At 59.4% G+C, this 18663-nt stretch carries 18 protein-coding genes; 8 read left to right on the forward strand and 10 right to left on the reverse strand.

Going from position 1 to position 18663, the window contains the following annotated elements:
• Window positions 1-54: 54 nt before the first annotated feature.
• Window positions 55-1065: a Gfo/Idh/MocA family oxidoreductase gene (locus ACYSMN_RS00130; protein ID WP_488921793.1), complete on the reverse strand. Its 1011-nt coding sequence runs from the start codon at window positions 1063-1065 to the stop codon at window positions 55-57.
• A gap of 170 nt (window positions 1066-1235) precedes the next feature.
• Here ACYSMN_RS00130 and ACYSMN_RS00135 point away from each other — a divergent pair, with 170 nt between their 5' ends.
• From ACYSMN_RS00135 to ACYSMN_RS00150, 4 genes are all read left to right on the forward strand, one after another.
• Window positions 1236-1976, forward strand: a complete 741-nt coding sequence (locus ACYSMN_RS00135) for a class I SAM-dependent methyltransferase (protein WP_488921794.1) — start codon at window positions 1236-1238, stop codon at window positions 1974-1976.
• A 39-nt stretch (window positions 1977-2015) separates the two neighbouring features.
• Window positions 2016-3143 (forward strand): CaiB/BaiF CoA transferase family protein, encoded by a 1128-nt coding sequence (locus ACYSMN_RS00140; protein ID WP_488921795.1) that lies wholly within the window; start codon window positions 2016-2018, stop codon window positions 3141-3143.
• 217 nt (window positions 3144-3360) lie between these two features.
• On the forward strand, window positions 3361-4227 hold the full coding sequence (locus ACYSMN_RS00145; protein ID WP_488921796.1) for a hypothetical protein: 867 nt from the start codon (window positions 3361-3363) through the stop codon (window positions 4225-4227).
• 162 nt (window positions 4228-4389) lie between these two features.
• Window positions 4390-5391, forward strand: a complete 1002-nt coding sequence (locus tag ACYSMN_RS00150) for an amidohydrolase family protein (protein ID WP_488921797.1) — start codon at window positions 4390-4392, stop codon at window positions 5389-5391.
• Between the two features lie 368 nt (window positions 5392-5759).
• Here the strand turns inward: ACYSMN_RS00150 and trpS are convergent, their stop codons facing one another.
• The 8 genes from trpS to ACYSMN_RS00190 all read right to left on the reverse strand — a co-directional run bounded on the left by trpS (window position 5760) and on the right by ACYSMN_RS00190 (window position 14671).
• Window positions 5760-6737 carry a tryptophan--tRNA ligase gene (trpS, locus tag ACYSMN_RS00155; RefSeq protein ID WP_488921798.1) on the reverse strand — a complete coding sequence of 326 codons (978 nt, stop codon included), beginning with the start codon at window positions 6735-6737 and terminating at the stop codon, window positions 5760-5762.
• 108 nt (window positions 6738-6845) lie between these two features.
• Complete coding sequence (locus tag ACYSMN_RS00160; RefSeq protein WP_488921799.1) at window positions 6846-7583, reverse strand: queuosine precursor transporter; 738 nt, start codon at window positions 7581-7583, stop codon at window positions 6846-6848.
• A 136-nt stretch (window positions 7584-7719) separates the two neighbouring features.
• Entirely contained in the window at window positions 7720-8676 is a 957-nt protein-coding gene (locus tag ACYSMN_RS00165) for a ribonuclease Z (RefSeq protein ID WP_488921800.1), read from the reverse strand.
• Window positions 8677-8767: 91 nt separating this feature from the next.
• Window positions 8768-9142, reverse strand: coding sequence for an STAS domain-containing protein (locus ACYSMN_RS00170; RefSeq protein WP_044002696.1), 375 nt, complete (start codon window positions 9140-9142; stop codon window positions 8768-8770).
• A gap of 115 nt (window positions 9143-9257) precedes the next feature.
• On the reverse strand, window positions 9258-10082 hold the full coding sequence (locus tag ACYSMN_RS00175) for a DUF4198 domain-containing protein (RefSeq protein WP_488921801.1): 825 nt from the start codon (window positions 10080-10082) through the stop codon (window positions 9258-9260).
• 134 nt (window positions 10083-10216) lie between these two features.
• Complete coding sequence (locus tag ACYSMN_RS00180) at window positions 10217-10828, reverse strand: XAC2610-related protein (protein ID WP_488921802.1); 612 nt, start codon at window positions 10826-10828, stop codon at window positions 10217-10219.
• Window positions 10829-10866: 38 nt separating this feature from the next.
• A complete protein-coding gene (locus tag ACYSMN_RS00185) occupies window positions 10867-12705 on the reverse strand; it encodes a glycosyltransferase (protein ID WP_488921803.1) in 1839 nt (612 codons plus the stop codon).
• 142 nt (window positions 12706-12847) lie between these two features.
• Window positions 12848-14671 (reverse strand): alpha-amylase family glycosyl hydrolase, encoded by a 1824-nt coding sequence (locus tag ACYSMN_RS00190; protein WP_488921804.1) that lies wholly within the window; start codon window positions 14669-14671, stop codon window positions 12848-12850.
• Window positions 14672-14939: 268 nt separating this feature from the next.
• On the opposite strand from ACYSMN_RS00190, the gene ACYSMN_RS00195 reads away from it, so the two are divergent.
• The 3 genes from ACYSMN_RS00195 to ACYSMN_RS00205 all read left to right on the forward strand — a co-directional run bounded on the left by ACYSMN_RS00195 (window position 14940) and on the right by ACYSMN_RS00205 (window position 16796).
• Window positions 14940-15503, forward strand: coding sequence for a hypothetical protein (locus ACYSMN_RS00195; RefSeq protein ID WP_488921805.1), 564 nt, complete (start codon window positions 14940-14942; stop codon window positions 15501-15503).
• Window positions 15504-15610: 107 nt separating this feature from the next.
• Window positions 15611-16012 (forward strand): DUF6960 family protein, encoded by a 402-nt coding sequence (locus ACYSMN_RS00200; protein WP_488921806.1) that lies wholly within the window; start codon window positions 15611-15613, stop codon window positions 16010-16012.
• Between the two features lie 319 nt (window positions 16013-16331).
• A complete protein-coding gene (locus ACYSMN_RS00205; protein WP_488921807.1) occupies window positions 16332-16796 on the forward strand; it encodes a putative immunity protein in 465 nt (154 codons plus the stop codon).
• 87 nt (window positions 16797-16883) lie between these two features.
• Here ACYSMN_RS00205 and ACYSMN_RS00210 read toward each other — a convergent pair whose 3' ends face one another.
• Complete coding sequence (locus ACYSMN_RS00210; RefSeq protein ID WP_488921808.1) at window positions 16884-17369, reverse strand: DUF5367 family protein; 486 nt, start codon at window positions 17367-17369, stop codon at window positions 16884-16886.
• 115 nt (window positions 17370-17484) lie between these two features.
• Between ACYSMN_RS00210 and ACYSMN_RS00215 the strand changes: the two genes are divergently transcribed.
• Window positions 17485-18495, forward strand: a complete 1011-nt coding sequence (locus ACYSMN_RS00215; RefSeq protein ID WP_488921809.1) for an AraC family transcriptional regulator — start codon at window positions 17485-17487, stop codon at window positions 18493-18495.
• Window positions 18496-18663 lie beyond the last annotated feature (168 nt).

Genomic DNA, 18663 nt, shown 5'->3' on the forward strand with positions numbered 1-18663 from the left:
TGCCCGTGCCTGGGGTAGGATCTGCGTAAGGCATTCATAGCCAACCAGAAGCACTCACGACGCCAGAATTTTCAATTGGCCTCGCAGCTCGTCTTCCCGGATAGGGTAGGGCCGCCCGTTGCGGAGCGTTTGGTACACGGCCTCGAACAGCGCGGGGTAGTTGCCGCGGGGAGCCGCCAGGAGCTGCGTGGATTGTTCGCCGTTGGGCTGCACGAGCGTCAGCAGGCCTTCTGAGTTGGCGGGCTCTGCGCCGTAGGCTGATTCCGTAGGCGACATGCCCCGGACGAGCTGGGTTTCCTGCGCGTCGGTGCGCGGCTTGTGAAAGCTGCCGAGCGTGCCGTGCAGCACGTAGGCGGGCACGGGCGCGGCCGTCAGCAAACTGCCGGCTACGAAGACGTTCAGGCTGTTGGGGTAGGACAGGTGTAGATGAAAATAGTCGTCGACGCGGGAGTTGGGGCGGTGGCTGGCTAGCGTTTTGCGCACTTGCTGCGGCTGGCCGAAGAGGCTCAACGCTTGGTCGAGTACGTGCGGGCCTAGGTCGAAGCTGAGGCCGCTGCCGGGCGTGGCGGGGTCTTCCTTGAAAATCTTGGCGTTGAGAGCCGCCTTGTACCGGTCGAAGCGGAAATGAACTTCTGTGAGCTGGCCTAGCTGCCCGCTCTCTATCACGTGACGCACGAGCTGAAAGTCGGAGTCCCAGCGCCGGTTCTGGTAGGCCAGCACGTGGCGGTTCTGCTGTCGGCCAAGAGCCAGCAATTCCTCTAGTTCCGCCACGCTGGTAGCCACGGGCTTTTCGATGAGCACGTGCTTGCCGGCTCGCAGCGCCTGCCGCGCTAGCTCAAAATGGGTGTTGTTGGGCGTATTCACAATTACCAGCTCAATCTCGGCGTCCGCCAGCAATTCGTCCACACTGTCGTAGCTAACGATGTACGGATACGTTTCGGCAGCTTGCTTGCGGCTGCGTTCTGCCACGGCCCGCAGCTGAAATCCGGGGTGCGTACTCAGGAAAGGAGCATGAAAAATGCGGCCCGACATGCCGTAGGCCAGTAAGCCGGTCTGAATAGTCATGTTGGTTTTTCGTTTTTGGTTGTTGGTTTTTCGAGCCCTGGTGAGCAACTCGGGTAATTGATGAAGCTATTTCGCCAGTTTTAAGTCAACAAGCCCAAGAATAGCCACAACTCAAAACGAAAGCCTGAGAGCTAACGAGCACAACGAATAACCAACAACCAACACCCAAAATGCTAGACCGTTTCTCCACCCAGGCCGACCTCTACGCCCGCTACCGCATCAACTATCCGCCGGAGCTGTACGCTTGGCTGCTGCCGCGGGTGCCGGGCCGGCAGCAGGCCTGGGACTGTGCCACCGGCAACGGCCAGGTGGCCGCGGAACTGGCCCGGCATTTCGTCCACGTCGAAGCCACCGACATCAGCGCCGCCCAGCTGGCGCAGGCCGCCCAGCTGCCCAATATCACGTACCGGCAGGCGCCCGCCGAGCATACACCTTTCGCCCCGGCCACTTTCGACCTGATAACGGTAGCCCAAGCGTTGCATTGGTTCGACGTAGACGCCTTCAACCGTGAAGTGCGCCGCGTGCTGCGGCCCGGCGGCGTGGTGGCCGAGTGGGGCTATAGCTTTTGCCGCACCGACAGCGCGGCCCTCAACCAAGTGCTCAACCACTTCCACGACGAAACTTCGGCCCCGTACTGGGACGCCAACCGGCGCCACATCGAAGACGAGTACATCCGTATTCCATTTCCGTTTGCCGAAGTGCAGCAAGCGCGCTTTGAGGCCCGGCGGCAGTGGACGGTGGCCGACATGCTGGGGTATCTGCGCACTTGGTCGGCGACTGCCAACTACGCCCGGCAGCACAGCGGTGCCGACCTGGTGGCTTTGGTGGCCGATGAGCTGACGCAGCTTTGGGGTGAGGGCGCGCGGGAAGTGACATTTCCGGTGTTTATGCGCGCGGGACGGGTACACTAAGCGGCGCTTGCGGTTCGGAATTCCGATTACCTTCGGCGTATGTCCGACGTCACCCAACCCCTGCCTTTCGCTCACTTGCGCGTGCTAGAACTGGCCTCCGTGCTGGCCGGGCCGCAGGTGGGGCAGTTTTTCGCCGAGTTAGGGGCCGAGGTTCTCAAGATTGAAGCGCCAGCCGGGGACGTGACGCGCACCTGGCGCACGGCCACCGAAGCTCCCGATACCGACGTAACGGCCTACTTCTCATCGGCCAACTGGGGTAAGCGGAGCCGAGCGCTGGACCTGACGACGGCAGAAGGCCGTGCGGAAATCCATTGCCTTGTTACTGAAACCGACATCGTACTGGCCAGCTTCAAGCCCGGCGACGCTGAGAAACTGGGCGTTGACTACGCCACGCTGGCGGCTCTCAACCCGCGGCTGCTGTACGGCCATATCACCGGCTACGGCCCGCATACTACCCGCGCCGGCTACGATGCCGTGTTGCAAGCCGAAACGGGGTTCATGCACCTTAACGCCGCTGGCCCAGGCCAGCCCCCGCAGAAAATGCCGGTGGCGCTGATGGATTTGCTCACCGCGCATCAACTCAAAGAAGGCCTGCTCACGGCGCTCTACCAACGGGAAAGAACTGGCCAGGGGGCGCTGGTGCAAGTTTCGCTGCACGATAGCGCCCTGGCTTCGCTGGCCAACCAGGCGGCTACCTTCCTCGTCACGGGCCACGACCCGCAGCCGCTGGGCTCCGGCCATCCCAGTATCGTGCCCTACGGCACTGTGTATGAAGCCGCCGATGGGGTTCGCCTGCTACTGGCCGTGGGCGCCGACCGGCAGTTTCAACAGCTCTGCGCCGTGCTTGGACGACCGGAATGGGTCGACGACGCCCGTTTTCAAACCAACCCGGCCCGCGTGGCTCATCGCGCTGAGTTGGAGCTGCTGCTACGCTACCGGATAGCCGAGATAAGCGGCGCTGAGTTGCTAGCGGAACTGGAGCGCCGCGCGGTGCCGGCCGGGGCCTTACGGACGGCGGGGGAGGCCTTGAGCCAGGAGTCGGCGCGGGAAATGCTGTTGCCGCCGCAGCCGGAGTTTCCGCATCCGGGGCTACGTACGGTAGCTTTTCGCAGTTCGGCTTGGCCGCTGGCCGCCTCATTACTAGCTCCGCCGAAGCTGGGGAAGTAAGGTCGAGGCAGACGAGGTAGAGACTCGGCTAGCCGCGTCTGGGTGGCGGCTAGAACGTGTAGAAAGAGGGTTTGGTCGAAAAGGTCTCTGTAACAGCAAAGTTTTGGGCTTGAGCTCAACCGTCGAAACTGCTGATTCCTTATTTTGCGTAGTTACTTTCTCTTTCTTCGTCGCTTTGGCGGCGTGTTCTCACTTCATGCGCAGCTTATCCGCGCTCTTGCCCCGCACTCCAATGGACGAAAACCAGCCCATTCCCACCGCTGAGGATCAATCTACGCTGGCTCTAATCACCGATGGCCTGCCTACTGCTATAGCTCCCAGCTCCAACAACGGCGCACCCAACACCGACAATATCGCTACCAACGCGCCCGGTGAGCCTGCCGAGGCTCCGGCCGACCGCCTCGACCAAATTTTCGATGGCCTCAAGCAGAAATCCACCGCCAAGCAGGCCATCTATCGCAACACCCTGGCCACGTTCGATATGCTGCGCAAAGTGACGCAGGAACTGGTGGTGGAACTGAGCCGCAAGATTACGCCCGTCGATTCCACCGTCGTGATTGAGTACCGGCCCGTCAACGACATGGAGTTTCACATCCGCTTCTCCGGCGACTTGCTGGTGTTCGTGATGCACTCCAACATCGTCACCTTCCCCGACGACTACGGCCCCATGCCTACTAAGTATGTGGAGGAAGACTTCCGGCGCCGGTTCTTCGGCCACATCATGGCCTACAACTTCATGGCCGACAGTATCAAGTACCAGCGCATGAACGACCCCGGCTACCTCGTGGGCCGCTTGCTGGTCAACATCGACAATCACTACTTCCTCGAAGGCGTGCAGCAGCTGGAACTGCCCGACAACGATATGTCGGACAACAAGATAACGCCCGATGCGCTGAAGCTCTTCGTGGAAAGTGCCATGATTGCCGCCGTCAACAACGACCTCATCGCCCCACCGCTCGACGACATACAGAAAATTTCCGTGAAGCAAAAGCTGGAAAACCAGCAAGTGAGCCGCCCCAGCAAAGTCGGTTTCAGCTTCTCGCACGAGCAGCACCAGCCCAATATAGACGGCCTGCCTTACTAAGTGCTTAGTAGTGAGTAGCTAGTATTGAGTATTCAGTAATGGGTCAAGTCTGATTTTCGTCTTTTTTGAAAATCTAAGTACCAACTACTCAGTACTCAATACTAAACAGCACCCTCGCCGCGCCAACTGCCGTAAGCAGCAAGCCACTACTTGCTTGCTGCCATGATTGACGTTCATCATCACGTGCTGCCCGATTTCTACCGCCAAGCCTTGCACGCGCAAGGGGTGCGCGAGTCGGGCGGCTCACCAATTCCTGCCTACGACGCCGCGCAAGCCCTGCACCTACTCGACCAGCAGCAGATTCAGGCGGCGGTGCTGTCGGTATCGTCGCCGGGTATTTATTTCGGCGACCAAGGCGCGGCCAACATGCTGGCGCGGCAGCTGAATGAATACATGGCCGGCCGCGTGGCGCAGCATCCCACGCGCTACGCCGCACTAGCCACGCTGCCTCTACCCGACGTAGACGCCGCCTTGCACGAGCTGGAATACGCCTTCGACACGCTGCATTTAGCGGGCGTTTGCCTGCTCGGCAATGTGGCCGGCGAATACCTCGGCTCTGCGCGCTGGAAGCCACTCTACGAAGAACTGCACCGTCGCCGCGCCGTGGTGCTGCTGCACCCCAACGACGTGCCGGCCGCCCCCGGCCAGCGCCTCGACGTACCCGGCTTCGTGGTGGACTTCCCCTTCGACACCACCCGCGCCGTGGCCAACCTACTGTTCGAGGGCGTGCTGGAAAAGTATGATGGGATTCGTTGGGTGCTGGCGCACGCGGGCGGGGCCGTGCCTTATCTGGCTTGGCGCTTAGGCTTTGGCCGAGAACTGGCCCAACCCACGTTGAGCGAAAAGCTACACCACGCGGCCGCAGCCATCCTTCCTGGCGACCCAACTCCGGCCCAACCCGCCGATGCGCACGGTACACTGCCACTCCTGCGCCGCTTCTACTACGACACGGCTCTGGCTGCCGCGCCTTTCGCGCTCCGTAGCCTGCAAGAGCTAGCCGACCCCACCCGCATCCTCTACGGCACCGACTACCCCTACGCCCGCGAAGCCGTTGTAGCCGAAACCACCCACGGCATCCGCAGCTACGACGGTTTCAGCCCAGAACAGCAGCAGCGGGTGTTCCTGGAAAACGCACGGGCTTTATTTCCAGGGTTAGGGTTGTAAGCCAGAACCCTGTCATGCTGACGACAGGAAGCATCTGGCTGCTGCCGTTGCAACGATACTGTTTAATCGAGCAACAAGCCCCGGAGGGGCGACATATCGGTAGAAAACCCGCTGTCCTCTGTGATTAAAGCCCCATCGGGGCGACACCAATCGTTGAACGGTTGGTGTCGCCCCGATGGGGCTTTAGGCAATTTTACAAACGGTAGTTCTACCGATATGTCGCCCCGCTGGGGCTTGCTATCCGGCAACGTGGGTTAGCCAGGTGCTTTGGTCTCTGGCTGGATGCGCTACAGGCCGCCGCATGATGGGATACACAACGACATTGCCCAGATACTTCGCGCTGCTCAGCATGACAGCTTAAAAACGGGTTAGCGGCGCAAATAGCCCGTTTTCTCGCGCACCCTATTCAGCACTTCCGAGCCGTAGGCCTGGGCTTTGCGGGCACCTTCGGCGAGCTTACGGTCCACTTCCGGTAGGTTGTTGCTGTAGAAACTGAACTGCTCCCGCTCCGTGGCGAAGCGGCGCAAAATCACCTCATAGAGCGCCTGTTTGGCGTGGCCGTAGCCGTAGCCGCCGTTCAGGTAATTGGCGCGCATAGTGGCCGTTTCCTCAACGGTGGCCAGCAGGGAATAAAGCTTGAAGGTGGTGTCCGTATCCGGGTTTTTGGGCGCTTCCAGGGGCGTACTGTCGGAAACAATGCTGCGGATGGTTTTGAGCAGGCTCTTTTCGTCGGCGAAGATGTCGATGATGTTGCCGTAGCTCTTGCTCATCTTCAGGCCGTCGAGGCCAGGGATGGTCATCAGCTGCTCATCCACGCGGGCTTGCGGGAGCACGAAGGTTTCGCCGTAACGGTTGTTGAAGGTGCTGGCAATGTCGCGCGTGATTTCCAGGTGCTGAACTTGGTCTTTGCCCACCGGCACCACATCCGCGTCGTAGAGCAGAATGTCGGCCGCCATCAGCACCGGATACGTGAATAGGCCCGCATTCACGTCCGAGAGCCGGTCCGACTTATCCTTGAACGAGTGCGCGTTGGCCAGCATCGGGTACGGCGCGAAGCACGAAAGATACCACGTCAGCTCCGTCACCTGCGGCACATCCGACTGGCGGTAGAACAGATTTTTCTCCGTGTCGAAGCCGCAGGCCAGCCAGGCGGCGGCTACCGCGTAAGTATTTTGGCGGAGCGTTTCGGCGTCGCGCACCGTCGTGAGCGAGTGCAGGTCGGCAATAAAGTACAACGACTCATTGGCGCTGTTCTTCGACAGCTCAATGGCGGGTAGAATGGCCCCAAGCAGGTTGCCCAGGTGCGGGCGGCCCGTGCTTTGAATGCCGGTTAGGATGCGGGACATTGTTGGTTTTTGGTTGTTGGTTTTTGGTTTTTCGTCCGGTTCGTTGGGGTATTTTCTTTTGCTGAATGAACACCACCAAAAACCAAAAACAAACAACCAAAAACGAAATTACACCGATACATCGGCAGTGGCTTCCTGCTGTAGCTCCACGGATTCTTCCTTGCCCAAATACCGGTCGATAAGGAAATGGGCCAGGTAGAGCACCGGCGTGAGCAGAATGGCGGCGGCGAATTTATACCAGTAATTCGTATTCGCTACGCTCAGGACCTGGTCCAGCGTCCAGTTGCCGAACATATAGAAGGCCACGTAGAGCACCACAAACGAATCGACGAGCTGCGAGACGAGCGTGGAGCCGGTGGCGCGCAGCCACACGTAGCGGCCCTTGGTGGTGCGGCGCAACGCCTGAAACACCGTGGCATCGAGCACCTGCCCAATACCGAACGCCGTAATGGAGCCCGTAATGATGCCCAGGCCCTGCCGGAAAATGCTTTGGTAGGCGAAGTCGATGTTGAAAGGCCTGCCCTGCGCATCGGTCTTGTTGACATCGAGCCAGAACGCGGCCGGGGGCAGCTTGGTGGTGGCGTAAATCACGATGAAAGCAAACAGGATCAGCACCACAGTAAGGTAGCTCACCCGCAGCACGCCTTCGCGCCCGAAATACTCATTGATGATATCCGTCGTGACGAAAACCACGGGCCAGATGAGCACACCCGCCGTGAGGCTGCCGGGCAGCCCCAGCAGCGCCTCGGCGGAAAAAATCTTTACCCCGATTATTTCCGCCAGCAGCGCATTTACAATGAAGATACCGCTGAGTACGAGGTAGAGCTGCTGCTTTTTAGGAGACATGTTCGATATAGACCTGAGACTGTGAGAAGTGAGAAATGAGATGGAAGATCTTGTGGCCAGCTGGAGGACCTTCGGAAAAAGAGTAAGTCGCGTCGGTGGTATAATGTCTCAGCTCTCGCTTCTCACAGTCTCAGGTCTATAAGGAAACCGTGAGGCCTTCGGTGGCGAGTTCGGTCCACTCGAACATGGTTTTAGCTTCGGTGAGCAGTGGCTCCAAGTCGCGGTAGCGGCTGGAGAAGTGGCCGATGAGCAGGCGCTGCACCTGGGCGCGGCGGGCGAGCAAACCCGCTTGGCGGGCCGTGGAGTGGTGCGTCGTCTGGGCCCGGTCGCGCATATCGTCCAGGAAGGTGGCTTCGTGGTAGAGCACGTCCACGCCGCGCACGAGGTCGGCGAGGCTTTCGGTATAGAGCGTATCGGAGCAGAAGGCGTAGCTGCGGCGCGGCTTGGGGTCCGTCGTGACGGCGGCATTAGCCACGAGCACCGTGCCGGCTTCGTCCACGATGTCTTCACCGAGCGTGAGGGCGTTGAGCTGAGCGGGCGTGAGGCCGGCGGGCAGCAGCTCTTTCACGAGGGGGCGCCGCTTGGGCTGCTCCCGAAACAGGTAGCCGCAGCACGGAATCCGGTGCCGCATGGGCAGCGTGTGCACCGTCAGGTTCTTATCCTCGAAAATCTGCGCGTGCTGCGTGGTATCGACGGCCGTAAATTCCAGCTCGAAGCTCAACTGCGTGAAGGAGTGACGGAACTGCGTGGTCAGGACTTCATCGAGGCCGGCGGGGCCGAAGAGGTGCAGCGGCTCGGTGCGGCCGTTGAGGTGCATGGTACCGAGCAACCCGAAAAGCCCGAAGAAATGGTCGCCGTGGAGGTGGGAGATAAATACGGTGCGGATGCGCTGGTGCCGGATTTTGTGTTCCAGCAAGCGGCGCTGCGTGCCCTCCCCACAGTCGATGAGGTATTGGGCGTTGCCCACCGTCAGTACCTGGGCCGTGTGGTGGCGGTCCATAAACGGCGTCGCCGACGCGCTGCCCAGGATTTTTAGCTCAAACTCCAAAGGGTAAGGGGTGCTTGTGGGTAATCGATTCAGAACGGTAGCCAAGCCCGGCAGTACCGTGTAAAAGCAAATTGGTTGCCTGTTGTCAGCTACGGGAACCTGACAACTGACAACCAACAACTGACAATCAGAAACGCTACTCTTTGCTCGTCAAGTCGCGCTCGATGGCGTGCAGGAAGATCCGGTCGATGCCTTCTTCCACCGTGGGCAGAATGTGCAGTACCGATTCCAGCTTGCTGATGGTGATGAGCTTCATCACGTGGTCTTGCAGGCCGGTGAGCACCAGCAGGCCGCCGGTGGAGTTGCAGAGGCGGTTGGCAATGAGGATGGAACTGAGCCCCGACGAGTCGGTGTATTTCACGTTGCTGAGGTCGAGAATCAAATTATTGATGCCCTCGGCGTTCAGCTTTACGAATTCCGATTTCAGATCGGGAGCTACGGTGGTGTCCAGCTTCTTCTCGTCAATCGTAATTATCGTGTACGTTTCCTTTTTATCAATCGAGTACTTCATACCGTCGGTGGTTCGGGTTTTTAAAGGGAGTTGCGAAGGTAACAAAAAAATGTTCGATGGTTACCTCCCGCGACTATGGAAAAAATCATAGTTGCGCTTGGAAAAAAATGCAGTTTTATCGCGGCTGACGAGGTCCGAAACCAAAGGTGAGGGAACTCCAAGTGCTTTGCCAATCGGCCTCGGATACGGCAGACGGCACCATACGAACGGTGCTCACCATGTATTGCCCAGGGGCCGATAATCGAAACAGCACACGGCCGTTTTGGTTACTGTAGAGCTTGCTGATTCGTACGGCCTGGCCGGGGCTGCGCTGCCACAGCTGCACCATCTGGCCCGGCTGCGGCTCCCCGTCGGCCAGCACCCGTACCGTGAGCGAATTGCCCGCTCTGAGGGTGTAGGGATTCTGTTCTGGTACTAATTCCAGCGGCAAGCCAGTGGGGCGGCTCCAGGCGCGGGCGGTGTCGGCGGAGGCGGGGCTGCCTACTAGCACCAGCGTCTTGGCGCAGCGGCGGTAAGCTTCGCGGCCCGGCTTGTTGAGGCTGCCGCGCTTTTGGCGCTCCAGCAGAATGTAATCCAGTCCTTCCTCCTTCAGGTAGGAGTTGAACTTGTCGGCTTCGAGCGTCAGAAATGCGTTGTTGGTGGCCAGCGTGACGAGGTGAGTGCCGGCCTGCGCGAAGGAGACGGTGGGGTGGAGCGTGTCGGCGGTGGTAGCGGCGGCGAGCAGGTTTTCGGGGCCGGTAGGGGCGAAATGCTCCAGGCGCGTCACGCGGTTGCTTTTGCCGGCCCATCGCTCACCCGTGAAATTCTCGCCCACGAACACCCGCAGGTTGAGCGTGGTCCCGGGTGCCACGAAAAACTTTGGCAGCAGCCAAAACTCGTGAGCCAGCGCCGTGGAAGTGGCCGTAGCCAGGAGCAAAGCGGTGAGGTGTCTTTTTCGCAAAACGAGAGCTGTTGTTCGGTACGGTCTTCGATACTCGTTGAAAGCAGGCAGTAGGTTGCTTGGCGGTGGTAATTATTGATAAAATAATCAGCGTTGCTAAACAATAGTGGACATACCAAGTGGTATCGTCGTCATTATGGCAATAGTTGATTTTCGATCTGCCGCCACTTATTTGTTTTCGAATTAAACTGATAAGTAGTTTTGCTCATCTGGTGGGAATTTGCATGCACTAAAGTTGTAAGCGTTTTAGTGCTTTTGCCAATCTTTTCTGGGAAATAACTCACCTTATCAGATAAGTAGTTATCTAAACTAAATGTGCCGCTGCTATTTTGAATATAAAAACTGTATAAAGGTCCACCATTACCTCCCGAATCGTTTTTAGCGGCGAAATCCTCCTTGCCATCAAAGTTGAAATCTGCTATTACGAGGTCACCGTAATCGTTGTCTATGGCATCGGCAGCCTTGTTCCGTCCTGTCGAATAAGAACGCACGTAGTTACAGCGTTGGAAAACGTCAGCAAAGAAATTATTCGACGAATAGGTTATGGTTTGAACTGGTTTCTTAGTCAGTTTATTAGTAACCTGGATGGTAACTACGCACGAATCAAGTGTGCCATCGGCCCGTTGGTGCCTGCTCGATTTCGTTTGAAAAGTAAAAGAGGTTGACAGATCAGTATGCGTACAGTTTTGCCCCAGGGCACTAGTAGCCATCGAGACCAAACAAAGCAGACAGGCGAGGCTTTTCATGAAGTTACTAGCAGTGACTGAAACGGCCGCCAAACCGCTTACTCCCGTTCCAGGGCCAGCGTGTAGGCCCGGTCGTAGTAGACGCGCAGGTTTTTCCAGTCGAACAGCTCGGAGGAGCTTTCCACGTTGTTGCGCTGCATGATGCGCTCCCGACGGTTGAGCAGTACGAATTGCCAGAGCATTTCGGTCAGCTCCTCCGCCGATTCGTCGAAGCTCTTTTCCTGGCGCTGCACCACATAAATGCCCTTATCCTCGTGGTTGGGCACGTTTTGCATTACGTAGTCGCCGAAGCCGGACAGGTCCGACGTGATGGCCGGGACGCCGCGCGCCACGCACTCCAGCGGGGTGTAGCCCCAGGGCTCGTAGTAGCTCGGGAAGATGCCCAGGTGGCAGCCCCGCACAAACTGCCCGTACTCCATGCCAAACAGCGGCGAAGTAGGCGACACGAAGTCGGGATGGTACACGATTTTCACCCGGTCGTGCTGGTTGTTGACGAGGTTGGCGCGCCGCACGAAGTTGAGAATGTCGTCGTTGGCGTCGTCGACGAGGTTGTGGGTGATGACGGGCGGCAGGTTGGTGGTTTTCCAGCTTTGCAGCGTGCGGCGGTAGCGCAGCTTCCAGTAGTCGTCTACCATGCTGCTCAGGTCGGGCAGGCGGTGGTCGGTGCTGGCAGCGGCGGCGTAGAAGAGCCGCTCGCCCACTTGCCGCTCAATGGCCTCGCAGGTTTCCTGCACCTCATCCAGAATGGCCCGGCTTTGCAGCACCTGCGGGTTGATGCTGTGGAAAGGCCGCTTGGTGATGAAAAACATAACCACCTGGCCTTCCAGTCCGCTTTGCTGCAAGCGGTAATTGAGCCGGGCCAGGGCTTCCAGCGTCAGGTCGAAGCCTTTGTTGTGGTACTCGTAGCGCCCGCTCGTGAACAAGTAAAGCGTCTTGTCCAGATCGAACGAGTAGCTCTGGAAGAAGTGGGCCATCACGAACTCGTGAATCTTGCCCTTGTACTGCTGGTGCAGCACCTGAAACTCGTGCAGGGCCACGAAACGCTCGATGTTGAGGCCGTTGGGCAGCACCGCGTCCGGAATCCGGTCCAGCAGGTAAATACACTCACGCACCGTCAGCTCGCTCACCGTCGTGAACACGTGGCTGCCGTGCGCGGCGGCCCGCTCCATGCGCACAGCCGTCTCGATGTTGAAGTGGCGCGACTCGGCTTCCCAGTCGACCAGCATCAGGTGCTCGTAGAAATTGGGGTCATTCATGGCCAGGTAGCGGCCGAGCAGGGTGGCGTGGGTGGTGAAGACGATGTGCAGCGGCACCTGCTCGCGGCGCAGAGCCGGAATGGCCACGCCCGTCATCCACTCGTGGAAATGCGCCACCACGCGCTGCGGCGGCACTACTTCGGCGGTGAGAATTTGCAGGAAAATCTTCGCCAGGTGGCCGAAAGCTTCCACTTGGTGCAGCAGGTCGTCGTGGTCGGGCGTGGGGATGCCGTGGTGCTGCCAGAGGTCCGACTTGATCTGGCCGAGCTGCCCGTAGGCCTGGTAGGGGCTGATGAGCACCACCCGCGGCCGGCCCGTTATGAGCCACACACCCAGGTGCACCTCGTAGCCAAGCTGGCGCATCTGGCGCACGGCCCCGGCAAACGGGTCGGAGAGTTGGGAAAGCTCGTAGTCGTTGTAGGGCTCGAACTCGGTCTGGGCCTGCTGCGGGAAGTAGGGGCCGAGCAGGCAGTACCGGTCGTCCCAGCCTTGCACGGCGGCCGGCACTTTCGAGCGAATCACGGTGTAGATGCCGCCTACCTGGTTGCAGACTTCCCAGGCCACTTCCACGAGCAACGCGTCGGGGGCAATAGGAGCGGGAGCGGAGAACGGAACTTGCATACGGTGCAGCTATTTCGGTGGGATGGATGGCAAGATATGTTTCTCGCGGTGTTTCGCCGTGAAAAAACGCAGTGTTGCGCAGTGTGCTGATGGTAGTACACTGCGCAACACTGCGTTTACCTCTGCGAAACTCCGCGAGAAACTACTCCTGCACTGGTTCCTGCGACACAATCAGGACCGAATACGGGCCCAGTCCGAAGGAGGCGTGGAAGGGCTGGTCGTCGTAAATACCTTCCTCGGCCTGGGTGTCCACGCTCTCGTAGTTGCCGAATTCCTGGTCGTAGCCGGCCCAGTCGGAGTTGAAGCGCACTCGCCAGGTACCGCCGCGGGGTAGCCCGATGGTGTAGTTGTCGTGGGCGCGGTCGGCGAAGTTGCAGAGCACGAGCGTGGTGTCGCCGGGGCCGCTTTGGTCGCGGCGCAGGAAGGCCAGAATCTTGTCCTCGTTGTTGATGTGGTGCACCTCTGTGTGCTGACCCAGCAAGCCGCGCGTGTGCCCAGCCAGGTTGCGGCGCAGGGCGATGAGGTCGTGGTAGAGGCGCACGAGGCCGGCGTGCTGCCGGGCGCGGGCCCACTGCACGGGCTGGTCGTCGGAGAAGTAGCCATCTTCCAAAAATTCCTGGCCCTGAAACAGCATCGGGATGCCGGGCGCCGTGAACACCAGCGCCGCGCCGAGGGTGGCGCGCTTCTTCGGAAACCAGCTGTGCGCCTCGCCCGGCATGATTTCCTCCGGCACCCGGCTCTTGCCGTTGGCTACTTCGTCGTGGCTTTCGGTGTAGATGACGCGCTGGAAGGCGTCGCCGTTGAAGCGGTGGCCCACGGTTTCGGCCACGGCCACCAGGTTACGGTCTTCGTCGGCGGGCGCAATCAGGGCGTCGCGCACGATGTTGACGAAGGCCGCGTCCCATTGCGTAGAGAATCCCTGGCCGCCGTCGTCGGGGGCGCGGGTGATGTACTCGTTGCCCTGCAAGTCTTCGGCAATCATGATTTTCCAGGGCATGCGGGCCTGGATTTCCTCGTTTATCCAGCGCATGAGGCTCCAGCCGTCGGGCAGGTCGCCGGTGGGGTCGTCGGAGCCGTGCACGTTGCGGATGTGGGAGATGGAATCGCAGCGCAGCCCATCGACGCGGAAGTCTTCCAGCCACATCAGGGCGTTGTCGCGGATGTAGCGGCGCACCGGCTCGCGGCCGTAGTCGGGGCGGTTGTGGCCCCAGGGCGTGAGGGCGCGCCAGTCGTTGTAGAAGTAGATGCCGCCGCCTTCATTTTCATGCCAGCCATCGAACTGCCACAGGTCCAGGTCGCCAGGCCCGAAGTGGTTATACACCACGTCCAGAATGACGGCAATACCGTGGCGGTGGGCCTGCTTGATGAATTCCTTGAAGGCCCGCGGCCCGCCGTAGTCGGCAGTGATGGAAAACGGGTGGGCCGGGTTATAGCCCCACGATAAGGTGCCCGGAAACTCCGTGGCGGGCATTATTTCCACGGCATTGATGCCCAGCTCGCGCAGGTAGGGCAGCTTCTCGATGGCGTCGTAGAAGGTGCCGGGCCGCTCAGAGTCGGGCGCGTGAAAGGTGCCGACGTGCAACTCGTATACCACCAGCTCGTTCCAGGCCGGCATTTCGAAGTGGTCGTCTTCCCAATCGAAAGAAAGGTCGGGCACTACGGAATTGCCGGCCGAGTGCGTGACTTCGCGGGCGTAGGGGTCGTTACGGGTCAGCTCGCCGGTAGGGGTTTGGAGCCAGAATTTGTATTCGGTGCCGGAGCCGAGGTTGGGGAAGTCGGCGGCCCAGTAGGCGTCGGTTTCGGCCGTGAGCGGGTGTTGCTTGGGGTTCCAGTCGTTGAAAGGGCCCACGACGGATACTGCCGTAGCGGCGGGTGCCCACACGCGAAAGGTGGTGCCGTGTGGGTGCGGAATGGCACCCATGCCAGTTTGTAGCGTGGGTGCGGAAAGAAGCTCGGTTTCAGGCATTGCAAGGAATAACTGCGCAAAAGGTCAACAGTTGGGCCTTTGTACTGTTCTTCTATGCTTGAGGTTGTAGCCTGGGCTTTGTGGGACGGCCCAGGCGCGGCTGCACCCGATTACTTTTGGCTACTCTGCATTGTCGGGACGAGAAAAATGCGGTGCTTGCTGGTATGAATGCTGCCCCCACTGCCGGACCAACCATCCTCTACCACAAGCGCCGGGCTCGGGTGGAGCGGGTCAAGAGCCTGAGCCATCTTTTTCCTGCTTCGTGCTGGTGACCGGGGCCCTTGGCACTCTGAGCGGCAACGAGCCATTCACGCTGCTCACCGGAATAGAGCTGGTAGTGGGGGCAGCTTATTTGTTGCTGCTCCTGCAGGAGTGGCGCCACCTGCGGCACCATCCCGACCACCTCGCCAAAGTGGCCTGGCTGGAGCTGGCGGCGGCTGGTATTCTGGCGTTGGAGGGCTACCATATCTGGCACCGTCATCACGCGAAGGATCTGCAAACTGGGTTGCATCGTACGCACGTGCTGCCGTGGCTGTATTTTCTGGTAGCTGGCTGGTACGTACTCATGGCCTTTGGCATGGCGCGTATTTATCAACGCCGCCACTTGCATCTGCACGAGCAGGGATTCAGCGGCCGGCTGCATCCATTCCGCAAAAAGTTTGCCTACGCCTGGGCCGACATAGCGCGGCTGGAAGCAGTGGACGCCGCCGACGTAGTGGTACACGGCAACGACGGGCAGCAGCACCGGCTCTCGTTTGCCACCATCCAGAATGGCCCCGAGCACCGGGACCGGCTACTCGCACACGCCAACTCCGCCGGGCACAGAGAATAAGAGAATAAAGGAGGAAGAAGCTACGCGGCGGAGCCTTTACCTTTAAATTGGTGTTTCTTATCTGCTGCTAATTCCTCATTCCCAATTCTTCATTCCTGATTCATTCCGTGCCGCGCCCTAAACCTGTCATTTACGGTCTTTATGCCTGGACGCCCGATTATGGCTTCCGCTACGTTCACCCCGCCAACCGCCGCACGTTTGAGTGGCTGGAGCCGGTGGGCAAAGTCTTCGAGAAAATAGACGAAACCGAAGACTGGATTCTGCTCCGCTACGACGAGCAGCAGTTCAAAGTCAGCTCGGAGCTGTTCAAGGAAATGTACGACAAGCCCCCTTTCAGCTTCGGCGACGTGGTGGCCGAAGCCGCGCCCGAACCCGGCCGCCCCGCCCACCAGGGCCTGGTTTCAGATGTGTACTGGGATGAAGCTCATGATACGTTCCGGTTCCAGATAGTGGAGCGCAAGCGCAAGCTGAAGCGGATTTTCGAAGCCGAAGAACTTCGCGCTGCCTAAATCATGGAGGCCTCTGGCGGCAGTCTTGAGCGAAGCGCAGACTGCCAGCCACGGAGCCCAGCAAGTCTTCAGACTTGCGGTATTGGCGCGGCGGTGTGTTTGCCGGTTGTCAGTCTGAAGACTGACCTGGCTTTCGTGGCTGGCAGTCACGCTGACTTTGTCAGCTCAAGACTGCCGCCAGCCTTGTTGTTCACACTAGGCCACTTTCGCACAGCTTACTGCTACCATCTTGTCGTGTGGCAAAATATTTTGCCACACGACAAGATGCCACACGTTGTTGGATGCGCGAAGAGACACCGCGACTATCAAAAACAGCCCTGTGAAAGTAGAACCCAAACCCAGCAAGCTTACTCTGGAAGCTCATCGGGCCTTGGCACTGTGGGCAATTGCCTGCGCCGAAAACGTGCTGAAGCATTTCGAGGCCGAACGGCTCCACGACGAGCGGCCCCGCCAAGCGTTGGAAGCCGGCCGGGCCTGGGGGGGCGGAGAACTTTCCATGACGCAAGTGCGCGTATTCGCGTTTGGGGCGCACACGGCGGCTCGGGAAGCGCATGGGCCAGCCGCCCGCGCCGCCGCCCGAGCAATAGGCCAAGCTGCCGGCACGGCCCACGTTCCGAGCGATGCACCGCACGCCGCTTCGTACGCCGTAAAAGCGGCAGTAGCAGCTGGGTTGCCAGCTTGCAACAAGGAAACAGCAGTCAGAATACGGGAGTGGCAGCGGCAGCAGCTTCCAGAGTCGCTCTTGCCTCTGGCGACACCATTATTGGGCTTGATGAAGGAATAAGGGTAAACGCATACGTATGCTGGCATGTGCTGGCGGCAGTCTTGAGCGGGGCGCAGCCAAGCGAAGACTGCCAGCCTCGGAGCCAGGTCAGTCTTCAGACTGACGACCAGGCATCTGGAGTCCTGCTTGACCTCTTTTCGTCATGAAGTATCCTAACAGCAAGCCGGCGCCAACGCCCCAGAGTATCCAGGCGGCACCATACAGCGCCACCTCGAAAGTTTGTGCGTAGAGCTGCCGAAACCAAGTAAGAGCAATGCCATCCAGGAAAGTAGCGGTGGTAGTCATAAGCACAACGGCTTCCAGAGTCTCTGGCTTTTGCAGCTTGACAACCTTTTGACTGATGAAAAGGAAGCCGTAGGACAACGGGAAAGCCAACACGAACACGACAACCAGACCGGGGTTGTTTTCCGAGAAAACGGTGGGGCCGACCACTCGAATAAACAAAGCGGCGGCCAACCAGAAAACAACGCCGAGCGTCACCAGCACTAACTGTCTGGACGCATTCATTGGGGAAGTACTGGGGCGGTGTAAGGCCTTGGGGACAAGGGTGGAGGAATCTACATTTGTTGCCATCTTGCTTAGAATTAGGGGTATTCGCCGCATCATTGCTGCTGCGCTACAAAGGTGAAAAGAGCCCCAGCCCAACGTGTTGCCAGAGTGCGACAAAAGCTTGTTAAATCACGACGACATGCAGTTGACCACCCCGTTGTTGCACGGCTTACTGGCCTGCTTGCAGAAAATGGCCTTGTCGCCACGGGAGTTGCTGGCTTCCGAAGGACTAGCGGAAGCCGACCTAGCAGCCGCGCAACCGGCCATTTCCACGCGGGCCATGGCGGCACTATGGCGTAATGCTGCCCACCAAACAGGTAATCCGTACTTGCCTTTCCAAGTGGGGTGCCAGCTGTACGTGGAGCAGCTCGGTATTTTGGGCTACATTCTTCGCAACTGCGAACACCTAGGAGCGGCTTTGGGCAGGCTGGAGAAGTACAATCGGCTGACCAACGATTTCGTGGACTTTCAGCACCAACCAGCTGGCCGCGTGGTCGAAATAAGCTTCCGCTTCTCGGAAAAAGCACCGACGGGCTCTTCTCTCCGCCGGGTATTTACTCTGCTTGAGTTGGGCGTCCTGACGGGTGGCCTTTCGCAGTTGATTCATCGGCCACTGGTTCCGGCCTACGTACGGTGCGAGCTGGGCGAAGAAGACCGGCGCTACCTGCAAGAAAAGCTAGGCTGCCCGGTAGAAGAGTCCGCCGACACCAACGTGCTAGCCTTCCACCGGGAACTGCTGCAAGCGCCCATCCTGCTGCCCGACCAGTCGCTGCGGCAACAGATGGAGCATTTGGCCGATGCGGAGATGGTTAAATTCGGCCGCAGTGAATCCTGGACCGCTAAAGTGCGGCGCGTGATTCTGGCAACGCTGGATGGGGAGAAGCCGGCGGTTGAGCGAGTAGCCGCCGCCTTTTCTATCACGGGCCGAGCGTTGCAGCGGCGGCTCCAAGAAGAGAACACTTCTTTCCAGGCGCTGTCGGAGGAAGTCAGGAAGGAGTTGGCCTTGCGCTACTTGCAGCAGCCGTATTCAGTCAACGAAGTGGCCTACTTACTGGGCTATGCCCTGCCTAGCGCCTTCAGCAGGGCCTTCAAAAACTGGACGGGATACTCGCCACTGGAATTCAGACAGCGGGAAAGTTCGCGTGCGTAATTGTACTGTTGTACTGGCGGCAGTCTTGAGCGCAGCGCAGACTGCCAGCCCCGCAGCCCAGCAAGTCTTCAGACTTGCGAAACCGAACAAGGTGGTGCCTACAGGTTGTCTTATCTCCGTCAGTCTGAAGACTGACCTGGCTTTCGTGGCTGGCAGTCTGCGCCGACT

It is taken from the genome of Hymenobacter sp. M1-2 (assembly GCF_057808495.1).